Raw genomic sequence first — 24206 nt, forward strand, 5'->3', positions numbered from 1 at the left:
GGCCTCCTGCTCGGCAGCGATGAGCATCGAACGCATGAAATCGACCGCATGAACAAGATCGATCCCGGGCTCGGCATCAGTCGACGTTATCTTCACGACGAGGTGGCGGACCGGATTCGTGCGCTGATCCAATCCGGCGAGATGGAGCCGAAGGCCCGCGTCAACGAGGGCGAGCTGACCGAACGCTTCGGCATCTCGCGCACACCCCTTCGCGAGGCGATCAAGATCCTCGCCACCGAAGGCCACCTCGAACTGCTGCCGAACCGCGGCGCCCGCGTCGCCAGCCTCTCGCAGGTCGAGATCGAGGAGATGATGGAGGTCATCGCCGGCCTCGAGGCGACGGCCGCCGACCTCGCCTGCCGCACCGTAACGGACGACGAGGTCGCCGCGATCCAAGCCGACCACGACGCGATGGTGGCGATGTGGAAGGCGTCCGACGAGGCCGGGTACTTCCGCCTCAACCGCCAGATCCACGAGGCGATCATGGCGGCGAGCCGCAACGCGACGCTGTCGGGGATCTACCGCAGCCTGTCGGGCCGCATCCAGCGCTCGCGCTACTCCGCCCACCAGACGCCCGAGCAGTGGACCCGGGCGATCGAGGAGCACGAGCGGATGGTGCAGCTCCTGCGCGGCCGCGACGGCCCCGCGCTCTCGCACCTGATGCGCGAGCATATCCGCGGCAAGAAGCCGGTCATCGCCGCCAACTTCGGCGACGCCGCCGCCGACCTGCCGGCGGACGCCGCCGGCTGACGATCAGTCGACGCGCCGCGTCTCGAACCAGAACGAGGCGCCGGGCAGGCCGGTGTCGTTCGGGTAGTGGAACGGGATTTCGAGGCCGCCGTCCGGCGCCGCGAACACGCGCTTCACCCGCGCCGCGAATTCCGGATCCTGGCACAGGTAGGTGACCGGCGCTGTCACCCGGAACGGCGGCCTTCCGCACATCAGCATCGCGGCGAGCAGGTACTGCTCGTTGTAGAGCCGGTGGTTCCAGGCGGTCGGGTAGTCGTCGGGAATGAAGATGTCGTGGATCTGCACGATCACGCCGGGCACCAGGCGCGGAAGGATCTCGAAGAAGAACACCACCACGTCCGAGTTGGCGAAGGCCCGGTGCGACCCGTCGAAGAACAGGACGTCGCCGGCCTGCAGCGTGTCGAACACCGTGAGGTCGCAGTCTTCGAGCGGCTGGCGGATCACCGCGTCGCAGATCCGGTCGATGTGCCGGCGCGGGTTGGGATCGATCGAGGTCATCCGGGTCGGGAGCGACAGCCGCTCCACCGTGCGGCGCGCGAAGCAGGTCGAGGTGCCCGAACCGATCTCGACGTAGCGGGCCGGCCGCTTCCAGGCGAGGAAGGTCATGAGCGCGGCGGCGTCCAGCGCCGTGAACCAGGTGTTGTTCCAGCACGGCGCGGTCGGGTCCGCAGGGTCGGGCGGGTGGGCGACGCCGTGGATCAGCGCAGCGTGATCCTCGAGCGCGGATACGAAGCGCGCGTAGTCCGGCCGCCCCTGGTCGAGCACCGCCCGCAGCCGGCTGTGCGGCGGCGTCTGCGGCTGCCAGCGCGCTTGCGGCATGACCGGATAGTAGTCGTGGACGGTGTGGCTCCACCGGAACGGATCGGTGCTCGCGCGGAAGATGTCGAGGCCGGCCTTCCGACCCGCGCTTTGAACCAACTGTTTGAGCATCGACGCCTCCGACCGGCCCATCCCGACGAGGCGGATCGTAGCAGCAAATACAATCTTGGGTTGAGTTGTTCTGCGTAGCGCTTTGCACCGATTGCAAACGCGGTGAACGGGATTCCCGCCTCAGGCGGCGTCGCCGAGCGAGCGCAGGCCGGCGACGAGGTCCGAGAAGCGGTCGCCCTGCACCACCACGTGCGTGCGCAGGCGTTCGCCCGCCGCCGCGTCGTCGCCGGCGAGGATCGCCGCGACGATGCCGGCATGTTCCGCCAGCGACTGGCCGAGGCGGTGGCGCGTCCGCAGCTGCAGGCGGCGATAGGGGGCCAGCCGCCGGCTCAGCAGGCGGGCCTGCTCGGCGAGGAACGCGTTGCGGCAGGCGCCGTAGACCACGGCGTGAAACACTTGGTTCTCGGCGTAGTAGCCCTCGGTGTCGCCGGCCGCCGCCGACGCCTCGCAGGCCGCGAGCGCCGCCTTCAGCGCCGCCTCGTGGTCGGGGGTCAGGCGCCGCGCGGCGAAGCGCCCGCAGGCCGCCTCCAGTTCCGCCATGGTCTCGAACATCGCCAGCAGGTGCTGCGGCTCCGGCGCGCTGACGATCGTGCCCTTGCGCGGCTTGGTCTCGACGAGCCCGGTGACGGCCAGCTGCAGCAGCGCCTCGCGGATCGGCGTGCGCGACACCCCGAACCGCTCGGCGAGCATCACCTCGTCGAGGCGCGCGCCGACGGCAAGATGGCCAGCAACGATCTCATCCTCGATGGTCTGCCGCAGGCGCTGTGCCTGGCTCATCGCTGGACGCCTCCCGATCGTGACGATTCCCGAGAACTCATTATGCAGGGGCGTTGACAAAATATACAAGAGCTCGTTCAATATATACCAAGCGTTGCATTCACTATATTGTGCAGCGCAAAAACAAGACAGTCGCGATTGTGCGACGCGGGAGAAACAGCATGACGCCGACCCGACGCGCCCTCCTCGCCGGCGGCCTCGCCGCACCCGCCCTCCTGCACTTCGGCCGCGGCGCCGCCCAGGCCGCGACGGTGCTGAAGCTCTCCCACCAGTTCCCCGGCGGCACCATCGACGAAGGCGACTTCCGCGATCGCATGTGCCGCAAGCTCGCCAAGGCGGTCGGCGAGCGCTCGAAGGGCGCGCTCGAGGTGCAGGTCTATCCCGGCTCGTCGCTGATGAAGACCAACGCCCAGTTCGGCGCGATGCGCAAAGGCGCGCTCGACATGTCGCTCTACCCCTCGCCCTACGCCGGCGGCGAGATCCCCGAGTTGAACATCGGCCTGATGCCGGGGCTCGTGACCTCCTACGCGCAGGGCGTCGCCTGGAAGGCGGCTCCGGTCGGCCGCAAGCTCACCGAGATCCTCGACGCCAAGGGCATCGTCCTGGTCTCCTGGGTCTGGCAGGCGGGCGGCGTCGCCAGCCGCGAGCGCCCGCTCTACGCGCCGGCCGACGCCAAGGGCCTCAAGGTCCGCGGCGGCTCGCGCGAGATGGACCTGATGATGAAGCAGGCGGGCGCGGCCACCCTCTCGATCCCGTCGAGCGAATCCTACGCGGCGATGCAGACCGGCGCGTGCGACGCGGTCATCACCTCCTCCACCAGCCTGATCTCGTTCCGCCTGGAGGAGCTGTCGAAGGCGCTGACCTCGGGGCGCGAGCGCTCCTACTGGTTCATGCTCGAGCCGATCATGATGTCGAAAGCGATCTTCAGCGGGCTGCCGAAGGACCAGCAGGACCTGATCATGGCGGTCGGCGCCGAGCTCGAATCCTTCGGACAGGACGGCGCCAAGGCCGACGACACCCATGTCGAGCAGGTCTTCTCGAAGGCCGGCGCCAAGGTGCAGAACCTCGACGAGAAGACCATGGGGCAGTGGCGCGACATCGCCCGCGACACGGCGTGGAAGGACTACGCGGCCAAGAACGCGCAGTGCGCCGAGCTCCTCAAGCTGGCGGAGCAGGTCGCGTGAGCCACGCCTTCGACGCGGCCTCGGCCGCCTCCGAGAAGGCGGTCGCCGAGCCCCGGATCCCCGGCGCGCTCGGCGTCATGGACCGGGCGATGAAGCGCCTGAACGGGGTGATCATGGTGTTCGGCGGGCTCGCGCTCGTCGGCGCCTGCCTCGTGCTGAGCTACAGCGTGGTGATCCGCTACGTCCTGCACGAGCCGACCGACTGGCAGGACGAGATGGCGGTGTTCCTGATCGTCGGCGCGACCTTCTTCTCGGCCGCCGCCGTCCAGGCCAAGCGCGGCCACGTGGCGATCGAGGCGCTGACCGGGTTCCTGTCGCCGAAGGTCAACCGCGCCCGCCTGTTGATGGCGGACATGATCAGCTTCGTCTTCGTGGTGTTCTTCGCCTGGAAGAGCTGGACGCTGTTCCACGAGGCTTACGTCGACGGGCAGGTCTCGCAATCGAGCTGGGGCCCGCCGCTGGCGATCCCCTACGCCCTGATGGCGGTCGGCATGAGCCTGCTCGGCATCCAGTTCGCCGTGCAGATCGTCCAGGCCCTCACCTACGGTCCGAACTCCGCCGGCTGGGTCGCCCCGAAGGTCGGCCTCGGCGCCGACCTGAACAAAGACATGCACGGACGGCCGGACGTGACCCCGCGGGGCACGGACCCGATGGGCGACACCGTCGACACCGCGAGGATCACCCGATGAGCACCGCCGCGATCGGCTTCCTCTATGCCGGGGCGACCCTCTCGGCGATGCTGGCCGGCATCCCCATCGCCTTCGCGCTCGGCTTCGTCGCGCTGGCGTTCATGTTCGTCTTCATGCCGGCGGCCTCGCTCGATACCGTGGCGCAGAACGTCTACGAGGAGATGGCCTCGATCACCCTGCTCTCGATCCCGCTCTTCATCCTGAAGGGCGCGGCGATCGGGCGCTCGAAGGCGGGCCAGGACCTCTACTCGGCCATGCACGCCTGGATGCACCGCATCCCGGGGGGGCTGGGCATCGCCAACGTCTTCGCCTGCGCGCTGTTCGCCGCGATGGCGGGGTCCTCGCCCGCCACCTGCTCGGCCATCGGCTCGGCCGGCATCCCGGAGATGCGCAAGCGCGGCTACTCGCCGGGCTTCGCCGCCGGCATCATCGCGGCCGGCGGGACGCTCGGCATCCTGCTGCCGCCCTCGATCACCATGATCCTCTACGCGGTGGCCGCCGAGCAGTCGCTCGGGCGCCTGTTCCTGGCCGGCATCGGGCCGGGGCTGCTGCTGGTCGGGCTGTTCGCGGCCTGGGCGGTGTTCCGCTTCCGCGCCGAGTACGCCACCGCGAAGGCCGCCTACGAGCGCGGCGGCGTTCAGTCGCCGATCCTGGCGGACGACACCTACAGCATGCGCCAGCGCTTCGAGACGCTGCCGCGGGTGCTGCCCTTCGTGGTGCTGCTCACCGGCGTGATGGTCGCGCTCTACGGCGGCTACGCCACGCCCTCCGAGACGGCCGGCCTCGGCGGCCTGCTGGCACTCGGCCTGATCGCGGTGATCTACGGCGTCTGGCGCCCGAAGGACGTCAGCCCGATCCTCACCGCGACGCTGCGCGAGTCGACCATGCTGATGCTGATCATCGGCATGTCGCTGCTCTACGCCTACGTGATGAGCTACCTGCACATCTCGCAGTCGGCGGCCGCCGCGATCGTGGCGATGCAGCTTTCCCCCTGGGTGCTGCTGGTGACGATCCTCGGGCTGGTGATCGGGCTCGGCTTCTTCCTGCCGCCGGTCTCGATCATCCTGATGACCGCGCCGATCATCCTGCCGCCGCTGAAGGCCGCGGGCTTCGACCTCGTCTGGTTCGGCGTGGTGATGACCATCACCATGGAGATGGGCCTGATCCACCCGCCGGTGGGCTTGAACATCTTCGTCATCAAGAACATCGCCCCCGACATCCCGCTCTCGGACATCATCTGGGGGACGCTCCCCTTCGTGGTGCTGATGGCGGTGGCGATCCTGATCCTGTGCCTCGTGCCGGGCATCGCCCTGTGGCTGCCCGACCTGCTGCTGCCGTCCACGCGGTAGCGCGCCCCTCCTCCCCTCTCCCCGCGGGCGGGGAGAGGCCCGGCTGCACCCCGTCGTGCAACCGGGGGAGCGGAGGCGTAGCCGAAGCGGTGGTGAGGGCGGTCGTGCGAGGTGGAAGGTGTCAGGCGTGGCGCAGGGAAAGGGCGCCCCTTCGCGCCGCTACCGCCCCTGCCAATCCGGCGCGCGCTTGCCCAAGAACGCTTCCATGCCCTCGCGAAAATCGCGGCTCATGTAGCAGCTGAGGATCAGGTCGTCGCCGGGCTGCGGCTCGCCCTCGGGGGCGGTGGCCTCTTCGGCGAGCCGGCGCAGGCCTTCCTTGGTGGCCTGCATCGTCAGGGGCGCGTGGCCGGCGACCAGCGTCGCCAGCTCGGTCGCGCGCGCGGCGAGCGCTGCGGCGTCCGCCACCACCTCGCCGACGAGGCCGATGGTCAGCGCCTCCTCGGCGCCGACGAGGCGGGCGGTGAAGATGATGTCCTTCACCCGCGCCGGGCCGATCAGGTCGGACAGCCGCTTGAGGTTGCCCTGAGACAGGCAGTTTCCGAGCGTGCGGGCGATCGGGAAGCCGAAGCGTGCGTCGCGCGTGGCGACGCGCAGGTCGCAGGCGGCGGCGATCGCCGCCCCTCCCCCCGTGCAGGCGCCCGCGATGGCGGCGATGGTCGGCACCCGCATCCGCTCCAGCGTGCCGAGCACCCGGTCCATGAAGCGCTCGTAGCCCAGCGCATCCTCCGCGGTCTCGAAGCTGCGGAACTGGGCGATGTCGGTGCCGGCGGCGAACGCCTTCTCGCCGGCCCCGGTGATGACCAGCGCCTTGACCGACGCGTCCTCCTGGATCCGCAGGCACTGGGTCACCAGGCCTTCGTACATCGCGAAGGTCAGGGCGTTGCGGGCCTGGGGCCGGTTGAGGACGATGCGGGCGATGGCGCCGTCCTGGGAGACCAGCAGTTCATCGGTCGGGGCGGCGTCGCTCATGCTCGAAGTCCTCATCCAATCGTCACGTCGTCGTCTCGCCCACGACGCCCGCCGTGATCAAGCCGTCGATCGCCGCGTCGTCGTAGCCGGCCCCGCGCAGGATCGCGCGCGAGTGCTCGCCGAACAGCGGCGCCGGGCCGTGGACCTTGCCCGGCGTCGCCGAGAACTTTACCGGCAGGCCGAGCGTCGTCATCGACCCTGCCCGGGGGTGCTCGACCGAGACCACCATCTCGCGGGCCAGCGTATGGGGATCGCGGTGCATCTGGTTCACGTCGAGCACCGGGCCGGCCGGCACGCCGCCGGCCTCCAGCCGCGCGAGCCACGCCTCGGAGGTGTCGCCCCGGAAGTACGGCGCGAGCGCCTCGGCCAGCGCGATGCGGTGCTCCATGCGCCCGGCGTTGAGCGAAAAGCGCGGGTCGGCGGCGAGCGTGTCGGCGCCGAGCACGTCGAGGAGGCGCAGCCAGTTGGTCTGGTTGGCCGCGCCGATGGTGATCCAACCGTCCTGCGTCTCGAAGGCCTCGTAGGGGGCGTTCAGCGGGTGGGCCGAGCCCATCGGCCCCGGCGCCACGCCGGTCGCCATGGCGATCGCCGACTGCCAGTAGGTCAGGGTGATGCCGGCCTCGAACAGGGAGGTGTCGACCACCTGGCCCTGCCCGGTCTTGAGGCGGTGGGTGTAGGCGGCGAGCACCCCCATCGCCGCGAGGATGCCGGCGGTGATGTCGGTGACCGGCGGCCCGCACTTCATCGGCGGCTCGCCGGGCCCGGCGCCGGTGACGCTCATCAACCCGCTCATGCCCTGCGCGACGAGGTCGAACCCGGCCCGCTCCGCGTAGGGGCCGGAGCGGCCGAAGCCCGAGAGCGAGCAGTAGACGAGCGCCGGATGGCGCGCGCGCAGGGCTTCGTAGCCGAGGCCGAGCTTCTCCATCGTGCCGGCGCGGTAGTTCTCGATCAGCACGTCGGCGTCGGCCAGCAGCCGGTGGAGCACCGCCTTGCCGGCCTCGCTCTTGAGGTCGAGGGCCAGCCCGCTCTTGCCGCGGTTCATCATCATGTAGGCGGCGCTCTCGCCTTCGATCGAGGGCGGCACCGAGCGCCGGGTGTCGTCGCCGCCGGGGATCTTCTCGACCTTGATCACCTCGGCACCCATGTCGCCGAGCATCAGGCCGCAGACCGGGCCCGCCATGATGTGGGCGAGCTCGATCACTCTTACGCCCGCAAGCGGGCCTTCGCGTCGTGCGTCCACCATCGCCATTTGCCTCAGCGCACCGGCGCGACCGCGACGGGCGGGATACCGCCGGCCTCGGCCGGCTCCACGAAGGGGCGCTCGGGGTGCATGGTGAAGGCGGTGGCGGCACCCAGCAGGCACAGGCCGATCGAGCCGGCGAACGGCAGCGTCCAATCGCCGGTCATGTCGACGATCAGGCCGAACACGATCGGCGAGACGATGGCGGCGATCGCCGAGCCGGTGTTCATCAGCCCGCTCGCGGTGCCGGCGAACTTCGGCGCGATGTCCATCGGCACCGACCAGATCGGGCCGATGACCAGCTCGGCGAAGAAGAAGCCCGAGGAGAGCAGCAGGGCGACATCGGTGAGGTCGCGGGTGAAGAACACGCCCGTCAGGCTCGCCGCGGCGCCGAGGAAGCCGACGACGATGATCGACAGCCGCGCGAGCTTGAGGTTGCCGGTCTTCTCGAAGATGCGGTCCGAGAGCACGCCGCCGAGCGTATCACCGACGACGCCGGCGAAGAACACGCCCGAGGCGAACAGCGCCGAGTTCTTCAGGTCGAGGCCGTAGCTCTGCTTGAAGAAGCTCGGCAGCCAGCCGAGGAACAGCCACAGGGTCCAGCCGTAGCAGAAGTAGGTGATGGTGACGGGCAGGATGCGCTTGGTCAGCGCGCCCCACGGCACCGACTGCTTCGCGCCGACCTTGCGCGGCGGCGGCAGCTGGTCGAGCTCGGCTTGGGTGATCGCCTTGTGGTCGGACGGGTCATCACGGAAATAGAGGTACCAGATCACGACCCAGACGAAGCTGATCGCGCCGAGGATGACGAAGCTCGAACGCCAGCCGAAATGGTAGATCAGGAAGGCGACGATCGGCGGCGCCACGGCGTTGCCGAGCCGCGCGAAGGCGTGGGTGATGCCCTGCGCGAAGCCGCGACGGCCCGGCGCCGTCCAGTTCTGCATGGCGCGGGTGGCGGTCGGGAAGGTCGCGCCCTCGCCGAATCCGAGGAGCACGCGGGCGAGGAACAGGCTGACGAGGCCGCCGACGAAGCCGGTGAGGATCGTCGCCGTGGCCCAGATCAATCCGCAGACCAAGAGCGTGCGCCGCGCGCCGAACTTGTCGCCGACCGAGCCGCCGATCACCTGGAAGATCGCGTAGGGGTAGGCGAAGGCCGAGAGGATCAGGCCGAACTGCGTGTTCGACATGCCGAGATCCTTGATGATCACGGCGCCCGCGGTGGCGATGTTCACCCGGTCGAGATAGGTGATGAAGTACATCAGGCAGAGCAGGAACAGCACGCTGTTCGTGGCGCTCAGGCGCTTGATCATGGCGTCGATCCTCCGGCACGGCGTTCTTGCGCAGCGTTCTTGGCAGCCGCCTTGTGGCGGTCCGCGCCGTCACCCTGGCCTCGGCGACCGGGTGCGGCGTTTCGCATTACGTATTCAGTACGCTCGGCCTATGCCGGAGTGCAACCACGGGTGTTAGGAATCCGGCGTTTTCCGCCCGCGCGATCCGCCTGCACGGGCGGCGGGTCGGAAGCCGGGCGACGCCGGGCAAGCCTCGTTCGCATCCGGCCCATCAGGTTGCCGGACGAACGAAAACGGGGGCCGAAGCCCCCGTTTTCGTTCGATCATGAGAGGCCGGTCAGGCCGTGACGGGACGCATTCCGCTGGCCTGGGCGGGCGTCGCTGAGGGATCGAGCACCTTGCCGCGCGGGCCGACCCAGGCGCCGACCCACTTGCGCTGCCACAGGAACAGGCAGCCGAGCACCACGGCGGCGAAGACCGCGTAGACGACGAAGCCGGTGGCGAAGGCGCCGGTGTACTGCTTCGAGAAGCCCATCACGTTCGGCAGGATCGCGCCGCCGAGCGCCCCGATCTCGCCGATCATCGAGCCCGACACCGCGGTGTTGGTGGGGTAGCGCAGCGGGACGAGCTGGAACAGGGCGCCGTTGCCGGCGCCGAGCGCCGCGAAGCACAACATGAACAGGATCGTGGTGGCGGCCAGCGACGGGGTGGCGGTGAGCGCAAGGAACGAGGCGATCGAGGCGAGCAAGACCACCGACAGCACGGCGATGCCGCCGAGCCGGTCGGCGAAGTAGCCGCCGAGGATGCGGATGCCCGAGCCCATGAAGGCCGCGAGCATGGTCAGGCGCCCGGCCTCGACCTTCGTGACCGCGAACTGCTCGTAGAAGAACGTCGGCAGGAAGTTCGACAGGCCGATGAAGCCGCCGAAGGTGATGACGTAGATCAGCGAGAAGGCCCAGCCGTCCTTGGTGAACAGGCAGGAGATGTGGTCCTTGAACGACTGGTGCTCGAGGTCCGGCGGCTCCTTGGCGAGCACGATCATCACGATCAGCGGGATGGCCATGACGCAGCCGGCGAAGCCGTAGACCGCCTGCCAGCCGTAGGCCTGGGCCAGCGGCGGCGCGAACAGCACCGCGAGCACGGTGCCGGAATTGCCGGCGCCGGCGATGCCCATGGCGAGGCCCTTGTGCTCCGGCGGGAACCAGCCCGAGCCGAGCGACAGGGCGACGCCGAACGAGGCGCCGGCGATGCCGAGCAGCACGCCCATGGCGAGCACGTCGTTGTAGGTCGAGATGAAGAAGAAGCCGTAGGCCATCGCGAGCATGATGACGCCCATCTCGGTGATGGCGGCGTTCTTCCGGCCGATATACTGGGCAAGCACGCCGAGCGGGAAGCGCATGATCGCGCCCGCGAGGATCGGCAGCGAGATCATGAACCCGGTCTGGGCCGGGGACAGCTTGTAGGTCTCGGTGATGAACGGCCCCATGGCGCCGTTCAGGACCCAGATCGCGAAGCAGAAGTCGAAGTAGAGGAAGGCGGCGAACAGCGTCGGGGGGTGTCCCGACTTCATCACGGTCTTGAAGGAGGCCATCGTGGGTGCTCGTCTTGATCGAGCGGGCGCCTTCGCGCCGCCGCTCATGCCGGAGGAACCGGACTCACACCGTCCGCTTTGCGAGGCTTCGTTGCCCAGCGTGCCGCGCGCCGCGCGGCGATCTCTGGAAAAGCAGCAAACGTGCCAGACGTGGCGGGGCGGCCTGGCCAGGCGCAGCCCCCGTTGAAGGCCTGCGGCGCAGCCGACGAAGACTGAGGGAAACGGCCAAGCCGCGGGCACTGGATGCCGGGATTCGCGGCAACGATGCCTAGGCGGCATGCGGTCGGGCGCGGACGCCCAAACCGGAGGCAACCCGCGAGGCTCGACGAGCGAACGATCACATAGGAGTCGATGACGGCTGCGTCAGTGACAGGTGGTGATGGTCTTCACGATCCAGCCCTGCTCCGGCTGCCACAGCTTGCGCCGGGCGCGGGTGCAATCGGCCGGCGCGGTCCCGGAGGTCCACGCGCCCGTCGGCTCGGACGGCGGCGGCGGCGGCTCGACGGTCTGGACCGGGCGCGGACGCTCCGGACGCCGCGCCGCCTCCCGTGCGGCTGCGGGCGTCGCGACGACGCAGGCGAGCGCCAGGAGCGACGCCGCGAGGCGCGCGCGCAAGTTCGAAGCGGATGTCACGGGGAGATGTCCGAAGATCGAGAGGGCTGCGATACTGTTGCCGTCAGGTCGGGCGACAAATCAATCGCCCCGTCGCAACTTGTCCCCGCTCTGCCGACGAGGACGGCACATGGTAAAGGCTTGCCGCCGCGACGCCGGCGGATTTCACGGGTCAGATTTCGGCCCGTTGAAGACCTGGGCCGACAGGGCTGCCACCGTTGCAAGGAATCGACGCCGCGCCAGGAAACGGATTCCGCAACACGGCGAAGGATGACGCGACGGGCCGTGACTTGCTAAGCCTTGCCCGTCACCACCGGATCGCGGCCGCCTGCCGCTCGACCGCGTGACTCAAGGTTCCGTGCCGGCCCGTCGCCGGCCCGGGGACCTCGGATCAAGGACGTTTCGAACCGCCATGCCGAATACTTTGCGAAGCCTCCTGCTCGCCGGCGCGATGACCGGCCTCGCGAGCCTGTCCGCGACCGCACCCGTGCACGCTCAGGGACGGGGCGCCCTCGCGTCGAGCGCCATCGACGGCGTCGGCGACGACGACCGCCTGTTCCAGGACCAGTCCGGCGCGCTCTACCGCCTCCGCGGCGGCCGCTACGAGCCCTATGCCGGCCGCGTCGAGTTCGGCCGCGCCGTGCCCGACCGCGCCACGGCCTCGGAGCGCCGCCCCACCCCCGAGCGCCAGCAGCTCGCCGGGCGCCCGCCCGAGACCTTGCAGGAGAGCCCGGCCGACGCGCCCGCCGCGCCGCTCACCGTCGGCCCGAAGCCCGGCGCCAACCAGCTCTCCCCGGCGATGGCCGCGGCGATCAACCGGCCGGTCGACAACGGCCCGATCAACTACGACAAGGCCTACGGCGCGATCGCCGACGACGCGTTCCCGGTGGCGGCCTTCAACTGGAAGAAGGCCAACCCGGCGTTCCTGCGCCAGGAGATCGCCTATACCGGCCCCTACGAGCCCGGCACGATCGTGGTCGACCCGCGGGCGCACCAGCTCACCCTGGTCCAGGCGGACGGCCGGGCGCGGCGCTACGGCGTCGGCGTCGGCAAGCAGGGCTTCTCGTGGTCGGGCGCCGCGACGGTGAACCTGAAGCAGGCCTGGCCGGATTGGTACCCGCCGAAGGAGATGATCGCCCGCACGCCGCACCTGGCGCGCGAAGTCGACACGCTGCCGAGCGGCGTCGGCGTCCCCGGCGGCAACCGCAACCCGCTGGGCGCCCGCGCCATGTACCTGTGGCAGGGCAACAAGGACACGCTGTTCCGCATCCACGGCACACTGGATCCGAACTCGATCGGCAAGAGCGTCTCGTCGGGCTGCATCCGCATGATCAACCAGGATGCGATCGACCTGTTCAGCCGCGTCAACGTCGGCACCAAGGTCGTCGTCCTGAACTGAGCAGGAATCGACCGCGCCGTCCGCGGGGGGAAGCCCCGGCGGACGGCGTTCGCGTTCGATCAATCCGCGTTGCGCTCGGCGCGGCGGTGCTCGCCGAGGATGCGCCGCACCGTGCCGGTGGCCGAGCGGTAGACCACGGTCTCCGTCTCGATGACGCCGGGCTTGAAGCGCACGCCGCGCAGAAGCGCCCCGTCGGTGACGCCGGTCGCCGCGACGGTGACGTCGCCGCGGGCCAGATCCGTCAGCTCGTATTTCCGGTTCGGGTCGCCGATGCCCATGTCCTGCGCCCGCCGGCGCTTCTCCGGCGTGTCGAGGATCAGCCGGCCCTGCATCTGGCCGCCGATGCAGCGCAGCGCGCCGGCCGCGATCACGCCCTCGGGCGCCGCGCCGATCCCGAGATAGATGTCGACGCCAGTCTCGTCGGGCGAGTTGGTGAAGATGATCCCGGCGATGTCGCCGTCGGAGATCAGGCGGACGCCAGCCCCCGTGGCGCGGATCGCGGCGACGAGGTCGCCGTGCCGCGGCCGGTCGAGGACGATCGCGACGATCTGCGAGGTCGGCACGCCCTTGGCGCGGGCGAGCGCGGCGATGTTGTCGGCGGGGCTGGCGTCGAGGTCGACGAGGCCGGGCGGATAGCCGGGGCCGATCGCGATCTTCTGCATGTAGACGTCGGGGGCGGCGAGCAGCGAGCCGCGCTCGGCCATCGCCATGATCGCGATCGCGCCGGGCATGTCCTTGGCGCAGAGCGTCGTGCCCTCCAGCGGGTCGACCGCGAGGTCGACGCGGGGGCCGCCGCCGCTGCCGAGGCGCTCGCCGATGAACAGCATCGGCGCCCGGTCGCGCTCGCCCTCGCCGATCACCACGGTCCCGTCGATCGGCAGCGCGTTGAGCTCGGCCCGCATCGCGTCGACGGCGGCCTGGTCGGCGGCCTTCTCGTTGCCCTGCCCGCGCAGGGCCGCCGCCGCGATGGCCGCGCGCTCGGTCACGCGTGCGAGTTCGAGGGTGAGCGTGCGCGCGACGACGCTCCGCGAGCCCTGCATGAGCGCCTCGTCCATCGTTTCCCAAGCCCTTCCCGCGGCCCGAACGTTTTCGGTGCCCCTGCTCCTACAGCCTACCGCGGCTAGGATGCACGAAAATAACTTGGGTTTTCGATTTTGGGCGGGATCGGAACGATAGTGCCGTTCTGTTGGGCGCCGAACAGGCTTATTCGCGCTCGATCCGGATGAGCTGCGGCGCCTCGGCCAGCAGCCCGTCGCCGGCGATGGCGTCGAGGGCCGCGCGGATGTTCCCCTCCGTCGCCGCGTAGGTGATCAGCACCAGCGGCACCGGCTGGCCGGAGCGGCCCTTCGGATCGCTTTCCGCCATCTCGCCGGTGCGGCGCTGCAGGATGCTCTCCAGCGAAATCTCGCGCTCGGCCATGCGGGTGGCCACGCCCGCCGCGACGCCGGGCCGGTTGTGGACCGTGAGGCGGATGTAATAGCCGCCCTCGTGCCGCTGCATCTCGACCCGCTCGGCCGGGCGCAGGGACGCGGTCGGGCAGCCGAAGGTCGGGCGGCTCAGGCCGGCGGCGAGGTCGGCGATGTCGGCGACCACCGCGGAGGCGGTCGCCTCGCCGCCGGCGCCCGGGCCGATCAGGGTCAGCTCGCCGACGGCGTCGGCATCGATCGTCACCGCGTTGGTCACGCCCATCACCTGGGCGATGCTCGAGGATTTCGGCACCATGGTCGGGTGCACGCGCTGCTCGATCCCCGCCTCGGTCGCCTGCGCGACGCCGAGCAGCTTGATCCGGTAGCCGAGCTCCTCGGCCATCCGTAGGTCGAGGGGCTTCACCCCGGAGATGCCCTCCACCGAGACGCCCTCGGCGTCGATCGAGGTGCCGAAGGCGAGGCTCGTGAGGATCGCGAGCTTGTGGGCGGTGTCGAAACCCTCGACGTCGAAGGTCGGGTCGGCCTCGGCATAGCCCAGGGCCTGCGCATCCTTAAGGCAGGCCTCGAAGGTCAGGCCCTCGCGCTCCATCCGGGTGAGGATGTAGTTGCAGGTGCCGTTCATGATTCCGTAGACGCGGCTCACGGCGTTGCCGGCCAGGCCCTCTCGGATCGCCTTGATCACCGGGATGCCGCCCGCGACCGCCGCCTCGTAGGCGAGCGCGACGCCCGCGGTCTCGGCCGACTTCGCCAGCGCCGCGCCGTGGAGCGCCAGCAGCGCCTTGTTCGCGGTGACGACCGGCTTGCCGGCGGCGAGCGCGGCCTCGACCACGGCTTTGGCCGGCCCTTCCGAGCCGCCGATCAGCTCGACCACGCAGTCGACCTCGGCCGAGCGCGCCATCTCCACCGGATCGTCGAACCATTGCAGCCCGGCGACGTCGAACCCGCGGTCGCGCGTGCGGTCGCGGGAGGAGACGGCGACGACGCGGATGTCGCGGCCGGTGGCGGCGGCGAGCGCGGCGGCCCGGCGCGCGACCATCCGGACGACGGCGGCGCCGACCGTGCCGAGACCGGCGACACCGAGGCGGAAGCTCTGGGACATGGTGGTTTTCGCAAGCCTTCTGCCCTGCGCCGTCGGCGGCCTGTCGGCCGGCGTGGACGAGCGCGGGGAACGCCGCGCGCCCCATCGGCTGCGGCGCCGCCCTTCTGCCTCGATTTGCCGGGAGGCGCAAGAAATCGGCCGGGCGCCGGGGCGCATCCCGAGGTTCCTCCGTCACCGCCGCGAAACCGCCTCGCGATGCCGGACGGCCGCGACGACCAAGCCGTAGAGCACCGCGGCGTTGAGGACGTGCCAGAGGAAGTGGGTGCCGACGGGCACGAGCGCGCAGACGCCCCGGTCGGCGGTGCGCAAGGCGAGCGAGACGGAAAACAGCGCCGCCAGGGCGACGAGCCGCCGGCCGGTCGCGGCCGGGTCGCCCACGCCGCGGAGCCCGAGGGCGACGCCCACCAACGCCAGCACCGCCGGCAGGTAGTCGATCGAGCCGTTGGTGAGCGCCTCGACCGAGCGGCCGGCGACGGCGTCGAGAGCCGGGACGAGCCCGAAGCCGAAGCCCGCGAAGGCCAGCGTCGCCGCCCATGCGGCGACCGGCCCGAATCGCAGGAACCGCACCATCGCCAGGTAGAAGTAGGCGTGGATGAACACGGCGATCGGCACGACGTCGGCGAGCATGGCCCAACGCACGGCGAGCGTGTGGAACAGGAACGACCCGATGCCGACGACCGCCGTCAGGAGCGCCAGCGCGACGCCGGCCCGGTCGTCCGCCGCGCGGGCGCGCCGATGGGCCGCGACGGCGGCGACAAGGAATGCGGCGTTGGACAGGGCGTTGACCGGCTCGGCCCAGAACGCCGCGCCGTCCCGCTCGCAATAGGCGCCGATCGGTTCGAACCAGTCCACCGGCGGCCTCGTTGCGTGAGCGGGCGGCGACGCGCCCGGCCTTCCGCTTGTCAGGCCGGTGCGAAGGCGCGATGACGGGCTCCGCCCTCACAAGACGCCAGACGACGGGCTTCGCCCTCCAGGACGCCAGACGACGGGCTCCGCCCTCCAGGACGCCAGCGATGCGCATCACCACGTGGAACGTAAATTCGATCAAGCAGCGGGTCGGTCACCTGCTCGCCTTCCTCGACGAGGCCAAGCCGGACGTGGTCTGCCTGCAGGAGCTGAAGTGCCAGGAGGAGGCGTTCCCGCGCGCCGAGATCGAGGCGGCCGGCTATGCCGTCGAGGCGGTGGGGCAGAAGGCCTATAACGGCGTCGCGCTGCTGGTCCGCGCGCCGCTGACCTACGAACCGGCCACCGTGCTGCGCGCGCTCCCGGGCGACGCCGAGGACGAGCAGGCCCGCTACGTCGAGGCGCTGGTCAGCGGCGACGGCGTCGCGCCGGTGCGGGTGGCCTCGATCTACCTGCCGAACGGCAACCCGGTGGCGAGCCCGAAATACCCCTACAAGCTCGCCTTCCTGGAGCGGCTGCGTCTTCACGCGATCGCGCGGATGCGCGAGGAGACCGCGCTGGTGCTCGCGGGCGACTACAACGTCATCCCCGAGCCGGAGGATGCGGCCGAGCCCACGGCCTGGGCCGACGACGCGCTCTACCTGCCGACCACGCGGGCGGCGTTCCGCGCGCTGCTGGCCGAAGGGCTGACCGACGCGGTTCGCGCCTGCGACCCGCGCCCCGGCCTCTACAGCTTCTGGGACTACCAGGCCGCCGCCTGGTCGCGGAACTTCGGCATCCGGATCGACCACCTCCTGCTCTCGCCGCAGGCCGCCGACCGGCTGGTCTCGGCCTCGGTGCAGAAGCACCTGCGCGGCCTGGAGAAGCCGTCGGACCACGTGCCCGTGACGGTGGAGCTGGCGGCGGGGTAGGCGCGCCGGCGTTGTCCACGCCTTTCGCGGCGACATAATCCCCGACTCCGCAACAAATTTCTCCGGCTCAGGTTGTTCAGCGCCACCGGGAGACGCCGGCAGCCCTGGGACGACCGAGCATGGAACGACCGAATCAGATGAGCGGCGACGACGCCTTCGGCGAGGCCGAGACCGTCCCCGGCCCAGCGCAGGATCAAAGGCAGGACAAGGACGGACGCGACGCGCACGAGGCGGCCGAAGAGGTCGTGCTGGAGCCGCTGGCCGACTATCCGCACATCGATCTGCGGACCGGCGGCGAGCCCTGGGACAAGCGCCGCGCCGCCGGCAAGCGCCTGCGCGAGGCCGTGCCGCACGAAGCCCACGCCGCCCTCGACCTTCCCTCCGACCGGCCGGACCCCGTCGACCTGATCGTGGGGGCGCACGAAGGCCGCCAGCCGAGGCTCGTCCCGTTGCGGGTGGCGCGCATGGCGAGCTCGCCCTTCGCGTTCCTGCGCGGCGCCGCCCACGTCATGGCCTGGGACCTCGCGCACGGCCCGCGCAGCGACATCAACGTGGTGATGAACGGCGACGCGCACATCTCGAACTTCGGCCTGTTCGGGACGCCGCAGGGCGACGTCGTGCTCGACCTCAACGACTTCGACGAGGTGACGATCGGCCCGTGGGAGTGGGACCTGAAACGGCTCGTCGCCAGCATCGAGGTCGCCGCCCGCGAGGATGCGGTTCCGGCCGAGGCGCGGCGGCAGGCGGTGATGGCGGCGGTCGGCGGCTACCAGCACACGATGCTGGACCTCGCGCCCCAGGGCTCGCTGGACGTCTGGCAGCAGGCGACCCGCGCCGACCGGCTCGACGTCTCGGGCGTCCGGATCGACGAGGCGTCGCAGGCGGTGGTGCGCAAGGCGGTGGAGAAGGCGCGCAAGAAGAACAACCAGAGCCTGCTCGCCCGCGTCGGCGAGCGCCGCGTCGACGGCGGCTGGCGCTTTCGCGAGGAAGCCCCGATCCTCACCGGGGTCGACGACGAGACCCGCGAGGCGGTGATCACGGGGCTGGAGCACTACGCCGAGACGCTGCCGCGCGAGCGCCGGTTCATGCTGAGCCGCTACCACGTCGTCGACGTCGCCCACCGGGTCGTCGGGGTCGGCAGCGTCGGGACCCGCGCCTACGTGGCGCTGCTCTGCGGCAACTCCGACCAGGACGTGCTCTTCCTGCAGGTGAAGGAGGCCGTGCGCCCGGCCCACGCCCCCTACCTGCCCGGCATGCCCGAGCCCTATGCCAGCCACGAGGGCGAGCGGGTGATCTACGGCCAGCGCCTGCTCCAGGGCGTCGGAGACCCGCTGCTCGGCTGGACCACGATCGAAGACCGCCCGTTCTACGTGCGGCAGATGAAGAACATGAAGGGCGAGATCCCGGTCTCGTGCATGACCGGGCAGCCGCTGCTGTACTTCTCCTGGGCCTACGGCGCCCTGCTCGCCCGCGCGCATGCCCGCACCGGCGACGCCGCCGCCATCGCCGGCTATTGCGGCAAGGACCGGCATGCGGACCTGCGCGAGGCCCTGGCCGACTGGGCCCACGCCTACGGCGACCGGAACGCTTCCGACTACGAGGCCTTCCTCGCCGCCATCGCGTCGGGCCGGCTCGAGGCGGCGGACGATCCCTGCCTCTGACTTGACGCGGCCAGCGCGGGGCCGGCCCCGGCGCTACCGCTTCATCAACCCGCCGAGCACGTTGCGCAGGATGGCGTTGCCGACCTGGGTGCCGACGCTGCGGGCCATCGAGCGCGCGGCGTTCGAAACGACCTGCTCGGCGAGGCTCTGCGGGGCCTTTCGGCCGGCCTTGGCGGCGGGCTTGCCGAAGACGCTGCCCACGATGCCGCCGAGCAGGCCGCCGAGGCCCCCCTCCGAGGCCTGCGCCGCCTCGGCCGGGGCGGCGTCGAGGTTCTTGCGCTTGGCGAGCATCTCGTAGGCGCTCTCGCTGTCGATCGCCTCGTCGTACTTGCCGCGCAGCGGGCTTTTGGCGATCAGGTCGGCGCGCTCGGCCGGCGTCAGCGGCCCGACGCGACCCTGCGGCGGGGCGATCAGGGCGCGCTCGACCACCGAGGGCGTGCCCTTCGGCTCCAGGAAGCTGACCAGGGCCTCGCCGACGCCGAGCTGGGTGATCGCCTCCGCCACGTCGAAGCCGGGGTTCTGCCGGAACGTCTCGGCGGCCGCCTTCACGGCCCTCTGGTCGCGGGGGGTGAAGGCGCGCAACGCGTGCTGCACCCGGTTGCCGAGCTGGCCCAGCACCGTCTCAGGCACGTCGAGGGGGTTCTGCGTCACGAAGTAGACGCCGACGCCCTTCGAGCGGATCAGCCGCACCACCTGCTCGACCGCGTCCAGCAGCGCCTTCGGCGCATCGTTGAACAGCAGGTGCGCCTCGTCGAAGAAGAACACCAGCTTCGGCTTCTCCAGGTCGCCGACCTCGGGCAGCTGCTCGAACAGCTCGGAGAGCATCCACAGCAGGAACGAGGCGTAGAGCCGGGGCCGCTGCATCAGCTTGTCGGCGGCCAGGATGTTGACGAACCCACGCCCGTCGCGGTCGGTCCGCATGAAGTCTTCGAGGTTCAGGGCCGGCTCGCCGAAGAAGCGGTCGGCGTTCTGGTTCTCGAGCATCAGGAGCTGGCGCTGGATCGCGCCGACCGAGGCTGCCGAGACGTTGCCGTAGGTCCCCGAGATCGTCTTGAGGTTCTCCGAGCAGAAGGCCAGCAGCGCGCGCAGGTCCTTCAGGTCGATCACCGGCCACTGGTTCTCGTCGGCGACGCGGAAGGCGATGTTGAGTACGCCCTCCTGCGTGTCGTTGAGTTCGAGGAGGCGTGCCAGCAGCAGCGGCCCCATCTCGGTCACGGTGCAGCGGATCGGGTGGCCCTGCTCGCCGAACAGGTCCCAGAACACCGTTGGAAAGCGGTCGGGCTCGTAGGCGATGCCGAGTTCCTCGGCGCGCTTGACGAAGACGGGCTTGGATTCGCCGGCCGCGGCCAGCCCCGACAGGTCGCCCTTCACGTCGGCCGCGAAGACCGGGACGCCGGCGTTCGAGAAGCCTTCGGCCATCACCTGCAGGGTGACGGTCTTGCCGGTGCCGGTCGCGCCGGCCACCAGACCGTGCCGGTTGGCGAGCTTGAGCGTCAGCACCTCCGGCTTCGGCGGCCCCGCTTTCTGGGGACTCTTTCCAACCAGGATGCTGCCGTCGCCCGCCATCCGCCCAATCCCCTTCGCGCCGATCGTCACGGTTATGGGCGCCGGAGGCCGGCTTTGCCAGATGCGCGGGCGTTCGGCTTGATTTCCGCGCGTCCAGGCCCGAATGACGAGGAAACACCCTCGGGAGCTGCCGACCATGGAAGAACTCATCGCCCGCGTGACCAACCGCACGGGCCTCGATGCCGCGACGGCGCAGACCGCGATCGGGCACATCCTGGCCTTCCTCCAGAAGGAAGGCCCCGCCACCGAGGTGAGCCAGCTGATGGCGTCGATGCCGGGCTCCGAGTCCCTGGTCGCCACCTCGAACGCCGAAGAGGGCGGCGGCGGCGGCCTGATGGGCATGCTCGGCGGCATGATGGGCGGCGGCGTGATGGCGCTCGGCCAGAAGCTGATGTCGGCCGGCGTGCCGATGGGCCAGATGCAGCCGCTCGGCCAGGAGCTGTTCGCCTACGGCCGCGAGAAGGCCGGCGAGGACGTGATGGGGCCGATCGTCGGCTCGGTCCCCGGCCTCAACCAGTTCGTCTGAGACCGGACGACCGGCGGCCTCGCGGGGCGTTTTCGGCGGCCTCGCGGGGCGTTTTCGGCGGCCTCGCGGGGCGTTTTCGGCGGCCTCGCGGGGCGTTTTCGGCGGCCTCGCGGGGCGTTTTCGGCGGCCTCGCGGGGCGTGCACGGGCGTCGGCGCGGGCCTGTCATAAAAGCGTGCGGGCTTCGTGGTTGTGTCCGGTTCCAGGGCCTGGAGCCGGTCGCCCCGCGGGGGCGCGTTCGGAAAGCCCCGGAAGGCGTCGACCATGGTCGCGAAGTTTACGCGCGGGGCCTCCGCGGCCTGGGACGCGATCCGGGCCAACGGGTGGGACAACGTCGAGTCGCCGATCGCGAAGCTGAAGCGCAAGTCGGCCGACGGGACGCTGCCCGGCTTCGGCGGCCGCAGCCTGATCCCGCCCGGCGCCACCCCGATCCGCTTCAAGGCCAAGGGGGCGGGTAACGCCTTGCCGGAGCTGGGCCCGAGCCTCGGCCGCATCGGCAACCTCGAAGTCTGCCTCGCGACCCGCAAGTCCGAGATCCGCCGGGCGCAGCGGCTGCGCTACCAAGTGTTCTACGAGGAGATGTCGGCGATTCCGACCGGCATGGCGATGCTGTCGCGGCGCGACGTCGACGCCTACGACGCGGTCTGCGACCACCTCCTGGTGATCGACCACGCCGCGACCGACGCCAAGCCGTTCCGGAAGGCGCGCCCGAAGGTGGTCGGCACCTATCGCCTGCTCCGCGGCGAGGCGGCCGAGCGCAACTTCGGCTTCTACTCGGCCTCCGAGTTCGACATCGCGCCGCTGCTCGCCGCGCATCCCGGCAAGCGCCTGCTCGAGCTCGGCCGCTCCTGCGTGCTGAAGCCCTATCGCACCAAGCGCACCGTCGAGCTGCTCTGGGCCGGCATCTACGCCTACGTCCTGCACCACCGCGTCGACGCGCTGATCGGCTGCGCAAGCCTCGACGGCACCGATCCGGCCCGCCTCGCGCTGCCCCTGAGCTTCCTGCACCACCACGCCCGCGCCCCCGAGGGCTGGTGCGCCCGCGCCTTGCCGGAGCGCTACGTGGCGATGGACCGGCTCGACCGCGAGGCGATCGAGCCGAAGGCGGCGCTTCAGGCGCTGCCGCCGCTGATCAAGGGGTACCTCCGCGTCGGGGCCACCTTCGGCGACGGGGCGGTGATCGACCGCCAGTTCGGCACCACCGACGTCTTCGTCGTGCTGCCGGTGACGGCGATCGGCACGCGCTACCTCGGCCACTTCGCGCCGACGGCGAACAAGCGGGCGGCGTGATCCACCCGGAGGCGATCCGCCGCCCGAACGCTCAGTTCGGGTGGAACACGACCTTCACGCAGCCGTCCTTCTTGTCTCGGAACGTCTTGTAGAGGTCCGGCCCGTCGGCGAGGTTGGTGGAGCGGTGGGTGATCATCGACGTCATGTCGATCTTCCCCGCCTGGATCAGCTTGGTCAGCGTTTCCAGGTAGCGCTTCACGTGCGTCTGCCCGCTCTTCATGGTCAGGCCCTTCTGGACGATCATGCCCATGTTGACCGGGATCGGGCCGCCGTAGACGCCGGGCACCGAGACGATGCCGCAGGGCCGCACCGCCTTGATCGCCTCCATCAGCGCGTAAGGCCGCTCGGTCGAGGTGAGCTTCTCCTGCAGGGTGTTGACGAGGCTGGCGACGCCGTGGCCGGCGCTGGCCTCCATGCCGACGCAGTCGATGACGCCGTCGGCGCCCTCGCCCTTGCTGATCTCCTTGATCCGCTCGAACACGTCCTCCTTGGCGTAGTCGATGATGTCGGTGGCGCCGTAGGTGCGGGCGAGCGCAAGGCGCTCCGGCACCGTGTCGATGGCGATGATGCGCTCGGCGCCCATGATCTTGGCCGACTGGATCGCGAACAGGCCGACCGGACCCGCACCCCAGACCGCGATGACCTCGCCGCCCTTGATCTCGCAATGCTCGGCGCCCTGCCAGCCGGTCGGCAGGATGTCGGTGAGGAACAAGAGCGACTCGTCGTCGACGCCCTCGGGCGCCAGCATCGGCGCCACGTCGGCCATCGGCACGCGGACGTACTCGGCCTGGCCCCCGGCATAGCCGCCGGTGAGGTGCGAGTACCCGAACAGGCCCGCGGTGGGGTAGCCGAACTGCGCCGCCGCCATGGCGCCGTTGCGGTTCGAGCGCTCGCAGACCGACCAGTTCCCGAGCCGGCACTGCCGGCACTCGCCGCAATTGATGTTGAACGGCACGACGACGCGGTCGCCCTTCTTGAACTTGGTGAAGCCCTGGCCGACCTCGACGACCTCGCCCATGAACTCGTGGCCGAGCACGTCGCCCGCCTCCATGGTCGGCATCTGGCCGTCCATCAGGTGGAGGTCCGAGCCGCAGATGGCGCAGGACGTCACCTTGAGGATGATGTCGCGGGCATCCTCGATCCGCGGATCGGGAACCGTGTCGCAGCGGATGTCGCCCTTGCCGTGCCAGCACAGCGCTTTCATGAAAATCCTTTCGTGACGGGGGAATCGCAGGACCCGCGTGGCGCGGGCTCGTACGGTTAAGCCCGAGCTCGTACGGCCAAGTTCCGGCCGAACGGTCGAATGGCCGCATGAGCCGGCACCAGGGAAGGTTCGTCCCAATTCGTGGTAGGGGCTTGGCGCTTCCGACAACCCAACGGGTCCAGAACCAGCATGATCGTCTACGGCACCGGCTATTCGCCCTACGTCCGCAAGATCCTCGTCGCGCTTGCCGAGAAGGGCGCATCCTACGAGCACGTGCCCTGCATGTTCCACGCGCCCGACGCGGCGTTCCAGGCGGCGAGCCCGCTCGGCAAGATCCCCGCGATCGACGACGACGGCTTCAAGCTCGCCGATTCCTCGGCGATCCTCTGGTACCTGGAGCGCAAGCACCCCGAGCCGGCGCTGATGCCCGCCGACGCGAAGGCGCTCGGCCGCGCGATCTGGTTCGACAAGTTCGGCGACACCGAGCTGTTCAGCCCGCTGATCGTGGCGTTCCGCGAGCGGGTGATGAAGCCGACCATGATGGGCAAGCCGTGCGACGAGGCCTTGGTCGTCAAGTCGCTCGACACGGACCTGCCGCCGCTGTTCGACCACCTCGAGGGCGAGATCGCGGGCGAATACCTCGCGGGCGACGCGTTCTCGATCGCCGACATCTCGATCGCCGCCGGCTTCTACAACTTCCACCTCGCGGAGGCGAAGGTCGACGCCGCGCGCTGGCCGAAGCTCGCGGCCTACGTCGACCGCATCCTGGCGCGCCCGTCCTTCGTCACGGCCATGGCCGCGCGCAAGGGCTGATCGGGGTCGTCGGATCGCCTGAAGCCGCGTTC

22 protein-coding genes are annotated in these 24206 nt (G+C 70.4%); 10 read left to right on the forward strand and 12 right to left on the reverse strand.

The annotated features are described in order from the left end of the window. The first annotated feature begins 48 nt into the window (after positions 1-48). Positions 49-750 carry a GntR family transcriptional regulator gene (locus FV226_RS06710; protein ID WP_147750437.1) on the forward strand — a complete coding sequence of 234 codons (702 nt, stop codon included), beginning with the start codon at positions 49-51 and terminating at the stop codon, positions 748-750. A 3-nt stretch (positions 751-753) separates the two neighbouring features. Here the strand turns inward: FV226_RS06710 and FV226_RS06715 are convergent, their stop codons facing one another. Both FV226_RS06715 and FV226_RS06720 read right to left on the reverse strand, forming a co-directional pair. Beyond that, the gene (locus FV226_RS06715; protein WP_147762288.1) at positions 754-1680 is read right to left on the reverse strand and encodes a class I SAM-dependent methyltransferase; all 927 of its coding nucleotides are present in this window, start codon (positions 1678-1680) and stop codon (positions 754-756) included. 120 nt (positions 1681-1800) lie between these two features. Further along, the gene (locus FV226_RS06720; protein WP_147750439.1) at positions 1801-2457 is read right to left on the reverse strand and encodes a GntR family transcriptional regulator; all 657 of its coding nucleotides are present in this window, start codon (positions 2455-2457) and stop codon (positions 1801-1803) included. 161 nt (positions 2458-2618) lie between these two features. On the opposite strand from FV226_RS06720, the gene dctP reads away from it, so the two are divergent. Genes dctP through FV226_RS06735 form a run of 3 tightly spaced genes read left to right on the forward strand, consistent with a single transcriptional unit; the run spans position 2619 to position 5679 of the window. Next, the gene (dctP, locus tag FV226_RS06725) at positions 2619-3641 is read left to right on the forward strand and encodes a TRAP transporter substrate-binding protein DctP (RefSeq protein ID WP_147750440.1); all 1023 of its coding nucleotides are present in this window, start codon (positions 2619-2621) and stop codon (positions 3639-3641) included. After that, positions 3638-4330 (forward strand): TRAP transporter small permease, encoded by a 693-nt coding sequence (locus FV226_RS06730; protein WP_147762289.1) that lies wholly within the window; start codon positions 3638-3640, stop codon positions 4328-4330. Before dctP ends, FV226_RS06730 begins: the two co-directional genes overlap by 4 nt. Beyond that, entirely contained in the window at positions 4327-5679 is a 1353-nt protein-coding gene (locus tag FV226_RS06735) for a TRAP transporter large permease (RefSeq protein ID WP_147750442.1), read from the forward strand. The genes FV226_RS06730 and FV226_RS06735 overlap by 4 nt, the downstream gene beginning before the upstream one ends. A gap of 159 nt (positions 5680-5838) precedes the next feature. Here the strand turns inward: FV226_RS06735 and FV226_RS06740 are convergent, their stop codons facing one another. The 5 genes from FV226_RS06740 to FV226_RS06760 all read right to left on the reverse strand — a co-directional run bounded on the left by FV226_RS06740 (position 5839) and on the right by FV226_RS06760 (position 11398). Further along, a complete protein-coding gene (locus FV226_RS06740) occupies positions 5839-6648 on the reverse strand; it encodes an enoyl-CoA hydratase/isomerase family protein (protein ID WP_147750443.1) in 810 nt (269 codons plus the stop codon). A 22-nt stretch (positions 6649-6670) separates the two neighbouring features. Beyond that, positions 6671-7891 carry a CoA transferase gene (locus tag FV226_RS06745; protein ID WP_147762291.1) on the reverse strand — a complete coding sequence of 407 codons (1221 nt, stop codon included), beginning with the start codon at positions 7889-7891 and terminating at the stop codon, positions 6671-6673. A gap of 11 nt (positions 7892-7902) precedes the next feature. Further along, positions 7903-9195: an MFS transporter gene (locus FV226_RS06750; protein ID WP_147762292.1), complete on the reverse strand. Its 1293-nt coding sequence runs from the start codon at positions 9193-9195 to the stop codon at positions 7903-7905. Positions 9196-9511: 316 nt separating this feature from the next. Further along, positions 9512-10765: an MFS transporter gene (locus FV226_RS06755; RefSeq protein ID WP_147750446.1), complete on the reverse strand. Its 1254-nt coding sequence runs from the start codon at positions 10763-10765 to the stop codon at positions 9512-9514. A gap of 363 nt (positions 10766-11128) precedes the next feature. Beyond that, positions 11129-11398, reverse strand: a complete 270-nt coding sequence (locus tag FV226_RS06760) for a hypothetical protein (protein ID WP_147762293.1) — start codon at positions 11396-11398, stop codon at positions 11129-11131. A 391-nt stretch (positions 11399-11789) separates the two neighbouring features. Between FV226_RS06760 and FV226_RS06765 the strand changes: the two genes are divergently transcribed. Continuing rightward, positions 11790-12776: a L,D-transpeptidase gene (locus FV226_RS06765; protein WP_187278712.1), complete on the forward strand. Its 987-nt coding sequence runs from the start codon at positions 11790-11792 to the stop codon at positions 12774-12776. Positions 12777-12835: 59 nt separating this feature from the next. Here the strand turns inward: FV226_RS06765 and glpX are convergent, their stop codons facing one another. The 3 genes from glpX to FV226_RS06780 form a co-directional block, all read right to left on the reverse strand. Further along, positions 12836-13831 (reverse strand): class II fructose-bisphosphatase, encoded by a 996-nt coding sequence (gene glpX / locus FV226_RS06770; RefSeq protein WP_147762294.1) that lies wholly within the window; start codon positions 13829-13831, stop codon positions 12836-12838. Between the two features lie 148 nt (positions 13832-13979). Then, positions 13980-15302, reverse strand: a complete 1323-nt coding sequence (locus tag FV226_RS06775; RefSeq protein ID WP_147762295.1) for a homoserine dehydrogenase — start codon at positions 15300-15302, stop codon at positions 13980-13982. Positions 15303-15473: 171 nt separating this feature from the next. Next, entirely contained in the window at positions 15474-16154 is a 681-nt protein-coding gene (locus FV226_RS06780) for a ceramidase domain-containing protein (RefSeq protein ID WP_147762296.1), read from the reverse strand. A gap of 161 nt (positions 16155-16315) precedes the next feature. On the opposite strand from FV226_RS06780, the gene xth reads away from it, so the two are divergent. Together xth and FV226_RS06790 are read left to right on the forward strand one after the other, a co-directional pair. Continuing rightward, positions 16316-17116 (forward strand): exodeoxyribonuclease III, encoded by an 801-nt coding sequence (gene xth, locus FV226_RS06785; RefSeq protein ID WP_147762297.1) that lies wholly within the window; start codon positions 16316-16318, stop codon positions 17114-17116. A gap of 119 nt (positions 17117-17235) precedes the next feature. Further along, complete coding sequence (locus tag FV226_RS06790) at positions 17236-18777, forward strand: DUF2252 domain-containing protein (RefSeq protein ID WP_246691516.1); 1542 nt, start codon at positions 17236-17238, stop codon at positions 18775-18777. Between the two features lie 33 nt (positions 18778-18810). Here the strand turns inward: FV226_RS06790 and FV226_RS06795 are convergent, their stop codons facing one another. Continuing rightward, entirely contained in the window at positions 18811-20343 is a 1533-nt protein-coding gene (locus tag FV226_RS06795; protein WP_147762298.1) for a helicase HerA-like domain-containing protein, read from the reverse strand. Positions 20344-20446: 103 nt separating this feature from the next. Between FV226_RS06795 and FV226_RS06800 the strand changes: the two genes are divergently transcribed. Then, positions 20447-20869 carry a DUF2780 domain-containing protein gene (locus FV226_RS06800; RefSeq protein ID WP_348644091.1) on the forward strand — a complete coding sequence of 141 codons (423 nt, stop codon included), beginning with the start codon at positions 20447-20449 and terminating at the stop codon, positions 20867-20869. Positions 20870-21131: 262 nt separating this feature from the next. Next, positions 21132-22157: a GNAT family N-acetyltransferase gene (locus FV226_RS06805; RefSeq protein ID WP_147762299.1), complete on the forward strand. Its 1026-nt coding sequence runs from the start codon at positions 21132-21134 to the stop codon at positions 22155-22157. A gap of 31 nt (positions 22158-22188) precedes the next feature. On the opposite strand, the gene FV226_RS06810 is transcribed toward FV226_RS06805, so the two are convergent. Next, a complete protein-coding gene (locus FV226_RS06810) occupies positions 22189-23361 on the reverse strand; it encodes a zinc-dependent alcohol dehydrogenase (RefSeq protein ID WP_147762300.1) in 1173 nt (390 codons plus the stop codon). A 189-nt stretch (positions 23362-23550) separates the two neighbouring features. Here FV226_RS06810 and FV226_RS06815 point away from each other — a divergent pair, with 189 nt between their 5' ends. Beyond that, positions 23551-24174 carry a glutathione S-transferase family protein gene (locus FV226_RS06815; RefSeq protein WP_147751878.1) on the forward strand — a complete coding sequence of 208 codons (624 nt, stop codon included), beginning with the start codon at positions 23551-23553 and terminating at the stop codon, positions 24172-24174. Positions 24175-24206 lie beyond the last annotated feature (32 nt).

Origin of the sequence: Methylobacterium sp. WL12 (assembly GCF_008039475.1) — a bacterium.
GTDB classification, from domain to species: Bacteria; Pseudomonadota; Alphaproteobacteria; order Rhizobiales; family Beijerinckiaceae; genus Methylobacterium; species Methylobacterium cerastii.

Coding starts and splice junctions, on each gene's coding strand:
- FV226_RS06710 (WP_147750437.1), top strand. CDS start 49: ATGAACAAGATCGATCCCGGGCTCGGCATCAGTCGACGTTATCTTCAC.
- FV226_RS06765 (WP_187278712.1), top strand. CDS start 11,790: ATGCCGAATACTTTGCGAAGCCTCCTGCTCGCCGGCGCGATGACCGGC.
- FV226_RS06750 (WP_147762292.1), bottom strand. CDS start 9,195: ATGATCAAGCGCCTGAGCGCCACGAACAGCGTGCTGTTCCTGCTCTGC.
- FV226_RS06810 (WP_147762300.1), bottom strand. CDS start 23,361: ATGAAAGCGCTGTGCTGGCACGGCAAGGGCGACATCCGCTGCGACACG.
- FV226_RS06745 (WP_147762291.1), bottom strand. CDS start 7,891: ATGGTGGACGCACGACGCGAAGGCCCGCTTGCGGGCGTAAGAGTGATC.
- glpX (WP_147762294.1), bottom strand. CDS start 13,831: ATGGACGAGGCGCTCATGCAGGGCTCGCGGAGCGTCGTCGCGCGCACG.
- FV226_RS06805 (WP_147762299.1), top strand. CDS start 21,132: ATGGTCGCGAAGTTTACGCGCGGGGCCTCCGCGGCCTGGGACGCGATC.
- FV226_RS06720 (WP_147750439.1), bottom strand. CDS start 2,457: ATGAGCCAGGCACAGCGCCTGCGGCAGACCATCGAGGATGAGATCGTT.
- xth (WP_147762297.1), top strand. CDS start 16,316: ATGCGCATCACCACGTGGAACGTAAATTCGATCAAGCAGCGGGTCGGT.
- FV226_RS06775 (WP_147762295.1), bottom strand. CDS start 15,302: ATGTCCCAGAGCTTCCGCCTCGGTGTCGCCGGTCTCGGCACGGTCGGC.
- FV226_RS06815 (WP_147751878.1), top strand. CDS start 23,551: ATGATCGTCTACGGCACCGGCTATTCGCCCTACGTCCGCAAGATCCTC.
- FV226_RS06715 (WP_147762288.1), bottom strand. CDS start 1,680: ATGCTCAAACAGTTGGTTCAAAGCGCGGGTCGGAAGGCCGGCCTCGAC.
- dctP (WP_147750440.1), top strand. CDS start 2,619: ATGACGCCGACCCGACGCGCCCTCCTCGCCGGCGGCCTCGCCGCACCC.
- FV226_RS06800 (WP_348644091.1), top strand. CDS start 20,447: ATGACGAGGAAACACCCTCGGGAGCTGCCGACCATGGAAGAACTCATC.
- FV226_RS06795 (WP_147762298.1), bottom strand. CDS start 20,343: ATGGCGGGCGACGGCAGCATCCTGGTTGGAAAGAGTCCCCAGAAAGCG.
- FV226_RS06740 (WP_147750443.1), bottom strand. CDS start 6,648: ATGAGCGACGCCGCCCCGACCGATGAACTGCTGGTCTCCCAGGACGGC.
- FV226_RS06735 (WP_147750442.1), top strand. CDS start 4,327: ATGAGCACCGCCGCGATCGGCTTCCTCTATGCCGGGGCGACCCTCTCG.
- FV226_RS06790 (WP_246691516.1), top strand. CDS start 17,236: ATGGAACGACCGAATCAGATGAGCGGCGACGACGCCTTCGGCGAGGCC.
- FV226_RS06755 (WP_147750446.1), bottom strand. CDS start 10,765: ATGGCCTCCTTCAAGACCGTGATGAAGTCGGGACACCCCCCGACGCTG.